We start from the raw sequence: 6,335 nt of genomic DNA, 5'->3' as shown, positions 1-6,335 counted from the left end.
CCCCCCCCCCCCCCAGACAGAGAGCTATCCTTTTGAAGCTTTTCTAATAGAGAATTGAGATCGGCATGTGCCTCTGTATATTTTTCATTGATCTCTTCTAATTTCTTAGAAGCTTGGTCTTTATTCTTAAGTAATGTCTTGAGCTCAAGATGTATCTTCCTGTATTCCTTTGACAACTTAAGTAACTTTTTTTCCTCTTCTTCTATTTGAGAAGTACTCTTAAAGATCTCTTGCTTTAACTGAACAATTTTCGCATCTTCAGCTGGCCTATCTATTCTATGTGTCTTCTTAAATAAAGAACGAAAACCTAGGCAACTGGCTCCTATAGTCAAAAATATACTACCCACAGCCATAGAAACCCCTAAAGTCACCATGGTATAAAGTGATCCCAACTCAAATCCAAAAATAATAGTACAGGCTACTCCTGCCGCTAAAATGAGCAGACCAAAAATTATGGCAACTAGATTGGCTACTTTATAAGCTCGAGAATCAATATAAGAATTAGATTGCGTATGAACTATATCTAAAGAATTAGAATTACATGAAGGTACGCTCTTCATAAATCATTAACCATCAAAATAATAAAATCCCAACAATTAAAAACCCCAGCCTTCTTTCATTGCAACTACTTTATCTTCAATGGTTTAATCAAAATTTTAAATTAAAATAAAATGAATTTATATATTGTAGATCAAAAACTTAGAAAATGACCTTAAACAATCCTATAAGAGCTATTTCTAATTTGGAAGTGAGTATGAATTTAAACGATAAAGTTATTCCACTCATAAATGAATGGAATAACTAGAAAGAATAGAGCCCCGCATAAAGCAAAACTCTAAATTAAAGTTAAAAAAGATGTTTAGTTTTTATCATCGAGGATGTCTTGAATTTTCTTCTGATCTTCAGGAGATAAAGAACTCTTCATCAATTGACAGGTTGCTTTGAGTTTCTCTACATTCTTTTGGGATTTAATGAGATCTTTAGTTAAATCATTGGTGTTTCTAGAACCTTCAAGTTCTCTTTCTAATTTACCCTTATCACCTTCAAGACCCACTATAGTTGCTTTAAGATCAACAATTTTTTTGTTGGCTTCCTCTAATTGTGTTTGCAGCATAGTTTTTTGGAATCCAGACACTTCTGCTTTAGAATAGTGGACTACTCCTGATTCAACATTCTGAAGTGTTGTTTTATCTTTTTTAAATTTATCCAATTCACTAGCTTTTAATTTTATAATTTTTTCCTCATACGAACTGACCATAGCTTGATAGAGAACTAACGTATTCTTTAATCTGATGATTTCTTGTTCTCTATTATTTACTTCTGCTTTCTGTTTTTCCAATTCACTATTAGCAAGATTACACTTCCTTTCAAAATCATCCTTATCTGTCTCCAATTTTGTTTTTTCTTCTTTATTTGTGTTCTTCAGATCACGAAGTTTAATTTCATAATTCGATTTTAAATTCGCGATCTTTGTTTCATACTCTATCCTTTCTCGTTTACGCTCAGCATCTGATTCTGTTTTTTGAGTTTCGTACTCAGACCGATCTTTATCACGAGCTTGTTTCAACTCATTAACAATGGCTTCATATTTAACTTTTAAATCGTTAATCTTCCTCTGATATTCAGCCTTGATCTCATCTTTCTCTTGAGAATGCAACTGCTTCAAACTATCTAAATGCTGTCTATGTAATGCGGCATCTTGTTTGTTTTTCTCTTGAGCTTCTTTTAACTGTTGTTGGAGAATCCTATTCTTATCATTAACGATGTTAACCTGATTACTAATCTCAGTTAACTGTAGAATCTTTTGATTAGCTTCTTTTAGCTGTGCGAGTAGTTTTTCAATCTCAGTTTGCAGTGCAGATCTTTCCTGCTCAGATTTAGCGTTAATATTTCTTAAAGCTTCGCGCAGATCTTCGATTTCTTTACTCTTAGAGTCTACATTTTCTCGCCATGTACGAATCTCTTTTTCTAACTCGTCTACCTTACCTTCAAGAACGCAACGAGCTCTATCTTCTTTAAGCTTTCTGATCTCATCGTTTAACTGTTCTGAAACTTCGATTTTCTCTTGAACAAGCTGAGCAATTTTAGCTTCTAATTCTTTTTGAAGATCATCTTTCGATTGTCTAAGCACAGCAAGAGCTTTCTCTAAATCTTCTTTTGCTGCCACATCAGCTGCATTCTTAGATTCTAATTCTCGAATGCGCGCTCTTAGTTCTACTTCTTGATTTGTAAGGTCAAGAATGCTTGTCTGAAGCTCAAGAATTTTCTCTTCTAAAGAATCAATAAGACTTGTGCAGTCTCTAACTTGTTTCGTTAATAGATCTTGTAAAGTTGTATATGCTGGAACTAGTAGCTGAACTTCTAAGGATTTTTCTTTCTCAATCACTGCTTGATTTGCAGCCTCGAAAGCAGCTACAGCTCCTTGATAAGCTGCTTCAGCCGTTTCAAGGTCATTCTTAGAAGTAGTGACGTCTCTTTGAAGAGAATCCCAACCTTTTGAAGAGGCAACCCCTGAACGACGGGAAAGATCCGCATCTAAAAGAGTTTGCTGTTTGATCTTTTCACTAACAGTGCCGAGCTTGGTTCTTGCTTTTGCATATCTCTTACTAGCATCAAGCATCTCTTTATTAGCATCGTCTCGCTTCTTGATTAACTCTTTGTACTCAGACCTAGCCTTTTCGTAATCTTCTACTACCTTGTCTAAATTCTTACGCGCTTCCTCGATACCACCAGAATTAGAAACGATGTTTTGCTTTAAGTTTGAAATTTTCGTATCATCAATGTAGCGACGCTTAGGCTCGTCTTTCTTCTCAATTCTGATTGTCTTTGAAGTTAAAGAACGACAAGTTAAACAACTTGCTCCTAAAGATAAAAGTAAAACACCCACAGCCACAGAAGCCCCTAAGGCCACCATAGTATAAAGCATACCAAGTTCTGCTCCGAAAAGAACCGAGCAGGCTAAGCCGGCTGCTAAAATAAGTATACCAAATATAATAGCAATAATATTGGCAACTTTATGAGTCCTCGACTCACTAATACAATTACGTTGTATGCACGTTCCCTCTGAAGAGTTAGGAGTGTGCAAAGGCACAGTCTTCATAAGTAACTCACTGTTAAATATTAAAAATCGCAGATAATTGAAGCTGTTGGCTTTCATTTATTGCAACCGTTTTATAAACAGTTACTTACAACGTAAAAGATTATGAAAAATAATTTGAAAAATAATCGTTTTGAGACTAGCCTGTTGAGGCATTTTCTCAGAAATTATCTAAATCGACATAGACCGCGGCCTTCTAGGTTTTGGCGGTGCTTGTTCTAATGCTTCCCGAAGATGTTCTATATGATTTCTTGCACCTCGCAATTCTCTAGCAAGACGCAGTTGGACATAATCCATGAGTCTAGAGCGTTCCTTGGCTTCTCGCAGCTCTTCCCGTAGCTCTCGTATTTGTAATCGTTGTTGTTCTATTCTCTTATTAGCTTCGCGAAGCTTGCTCGATACTTTTGTAAGCTCTTCTTCATAAGCTAGGCTACTTTCAAAATGAGCACTTACCATTTCCTGTTGTTGATTTTCATACTCTTCTCTTACTTTTTCTAAAGCAGATATATGAGCATTGAGGTTTTCGATATGCTCTTCGAATTCTACATTTTGCTCATGCATTTCAAATTGTAATAACTCAATTCTTTCAATGTAGCTTTCCTTATCTTCTAACCGCGCCTGTAAAATGATCTCGAAATCATTTTCTACTTCATTTATGTAGCTTTCCTGTTCACGAATTGTATTTTGTAATCCCTGAATTTCTAAAAGCAAATTCTTCATTGCGCTACGGTATCCTTCTCTTTCAAAGCTATCTACAAAACCTGTTTTGGAAAGATAAGTACGAATATATTTTGCCCCTAAGGTAATTAAAACTATCCCTATAAGAATAGAAGCAAACAAAAGAACTGAACAAAATATAGGTAAGGAAGAAGCATAAGCAGCCAAAGCAATGACATTTGCCAGGATCAGCACAATACCAACAGCAACAGCAGTGGTATGCGATAGCAAACACTTCTCAAAACGGTGTAGGGAAACTTTACTTGTAACAATTTGATTAGGATTAATAGGGAAAGATACACCGTTCATAGCATGCAGATACTCTCAATAAAAATATAGAAAAGCCTTAGTTTTGATCTTCAGGATCATCACCCGGCTGAACTACTATATTATTAGTTATAAATTCTTGAATATCAGAAACATTAGCATGCAAAGTATTTGTTCTTTCCGTCAGACCATTTCCTGTGGGGATTTCTATTTCATTGTTATTCGTACTCTCAGTAATGTATTCCTGAAGACTTTCTATCTGAGTTTTCAATGCTGTGAGTTTCTCATTTAGGTCCTGAATAACGTCACGTTTTTGTTCTCTATTCGCTACATTATCAGTAATGAATATCTGAAGTTCAGAAATCTCCTGTTTTAACTCAGACACTTTCTGTGTTAACTTCTCAATGGTTTGATCTTTATTACGGAGGATTTGTGCTTTTTCACGAAGCTGACTTTGTAGTTGTTCAGAATAGCTTCTCAGACTTTCAGCTATAATCTTTTCTGCCTCCTGAGACTGCCGTGCAAGTATTGATTCGGAATAAAGTAACTCACTATTGATTCGGAACCTATCTATAACCGCATCCGAACTTGCTGTATTCTCTTCTAAGACTCTTCTCAATTCTATTAATTCGGAACGTAAACGAGAAACTAGCTCTGCCAAATCTGAGCTTTCTTGAGCCATAGCAGCATATCTACGCATCAGGCTGTCTAATTCCTCCTGTTTGAGTTTTAACAACTCTTGGATCCTAATAGTTTCTTCATCTAATTGAGCTCGTAAATTACAGATATCGCCTTCTTTTTCAGATAAACGATTTTGTAAATCTTTTAATCGCCTTTGAAAATCTAGGATAGTATTTTCAGAGATAGAAATCTCTGCTCGACGGGATTGCGCTAACTTAAAGATAATAGCGGAATGTATCCCACCTATAAATAGGAGCAATAAAACTCCAAGAATAACCCCAACAATAATCCCATTAAACACTGCCGATGCCTGAGCACCGAATAAAACAAGCAGGGCGATACTAGCTGCTATTACAGCTAGACTTAAAATTGTTGCAATGACAGAGGTGATGAGAACAATGTGCGGTTTATTGATATTATAACGACTGGAAGCTAATTGCTGCGTATGAGCAAACCCTAAGGGAAGCGAAGGTTTCATAAGTTGCTCGCCTAAACATAATAGTGTAATAAATAACTGATTCTAAATAGAATAAGTTGCAAATATTCAATACACTTAATGTATTTAATATCAAGTTATTTATTCTTAAAATTAAGAAATTCAATAACTTAATCTCAATTCTTATCCCCAATATAAAATAAGGGAAAGGGCTCCCTGTCTGAGATAAGGAGCCCTCTTTTGATATCATTGTGATTAAAAAATCATCTTGAAGACTCACGTTCTGAAGAGGTACTTGCCTCATCATCCGCGTTACCTTCTTCCATAATCATATATTCAATATTTTGTTGATGAGTTGGAGATTCCAAGACGTTATTAGCTTCAAACCAATCGGCTTCCTCATCCATTTCCTCATCACTAGAGGGCAGTTCTATATCCATGCTCGCTTCTTCCAATCGCGTCTCTAATTCCCGAGATAGATTAGTAATTTCTTCTCTTGCCAATTGTAGTTTCTGTTCTAGATCTGCCTTATCTGCTGCAAAGCGATGTAAATCCTCACCAAACCTATTCTCGCTATGCTCTGCTCTGTTAAATTGCGAAATAATCTCTTCTCTAAGACAATCTAATTCCAATCTTTGCTCTTGCAATTGTCTATTTAGATTTCTTTCCACCACTTCTAAATTATGTAGTCTTCGATGCAATACTCCTTTTTCATCTCTATGCTGACGTGTGGAAGCACAAAGATGAAAAAGGTTATAAACAGCTACGCAGACAAGTAAAATAGATACGATTATAGTCAGGGTCACAAAAATAATATGAAGAGACCCTAATTTTGTATGAGAGGCGATACGTATAGCAACTTGCGCCCCAAAGATAATGAAGCTCAAGGCTATCGCTGTGATATTCACAACGCGATGGCCTTGAGGTCCACGCACAGTAAAACAAACAGGAAGTCTGTTTAAATCCGTACTCGTGTAGTTAGAAACCCCATCCACGACTTCCTCTCGGATAAAATGAAAAACACATACGTATCAAGAAACATAAAAGTTTCGTGTATAGGTGACGCGAAGATACTCAGAATAGTTCCTGGATATCTCGATTTTGACTTCTATCCTAAAATGATCGTTAAGAATGGAT

Annotated in this window: 5 protein-coding genes; all 5 read right to left on the bottom strand. The window is 35.9% G+C overall.

Translation table 11 applies throughout. From position 1 onward, the window contains the following. On the bottom strand, positions 1–560 hold a 560-nt coding region (locus tag O6937_RS02630; protein WP_332390115.1), incomplete at its 3' end, for a hypothetical protein. 299 nt (positions 561–859) lie between these two features. After that, complete coding sequence (locus O6937_RS02625; protein ID WP_332390114.1) at positions 860–3,100, bottom strand: hypothetical protein; 2,241 nt, start codon at positions 3,098–3,100, stop codon at positions 860–862. A 168-nt stretch (positions 3,101–3,268) separates the two neighbouring features. Then, positions 3,269–4,123, bottom strand: a complete 855-nt coding sequence (locus O6937_RS02620) for a hypothetical protein (RefSeq protein ID WP_332390113.1) — start codon at positions 4,121–4,123, stop codon at positions 3,269–3,271. Between the two features lie 37 nt (positions 4,124–4,160). Then, positions 4,161–5,240, bottom strand: a complete 1,080-nt coding sequence (locus tag O6937_RS02615) for an IncA family protein (protein WP_332390112.1) — start codon at positions 5,238–5,240, stop codon at positions 4,161–4,163. A 221-nt stretch (positions 5,241–5,461) separates the two neighbouring features. Beyond that, positions 5,462–6,193, bottom strand: a complete 732-nt coding sequence (locus tag O6937_RS02610; RefSeq protein ID WP_332390111.1) for a hypothetical protein — start codon at positions 6,191–6,193, stop codon at positions 5,462–5,464. Positions 6,194–6,335: the final 142 nt, after the last annotated feature.

Source organism: Chlamydia sp. 04-14 (assembly GCF_036632095.1).
GTDB lineage: Bacteria > Chlamydiota > Chlamydiia > Chlamydiales > Chlamydiaceae > Chlamydia.
The sequence above is the reverse complement of the archived record's forward strand: the minus strand, read 5'-3'. Positions and strand labels throughout refer to the sequence as shown.

What these genes read in the sequence shown, in the direction of transcription:
- O6937_RS02625 (WP_332390114.1), bottom strand. Translation starts at nt 3,100, where the DNA reads ATGAAGACTGTGCCTTTGCACACTCCTAACTCTTCAGAGGGAACGTGC.
- O6937_RS02615 (WP_332390112.1), bottom strand. Translation starts at nt 5,240, where the DNA reads ATGAAACCTTCGCTTCCCTTAGGGTTTGCTCATACGCAGCAATTAGCT.
- O6937_RS02620 (WP_332390113.1), bottom strand. Translation starts at nt 4,123, where the DNA reads ATGAACGGTGTATCTTTCCCTATTAATCCTAATCAAATTGTTACAAGT.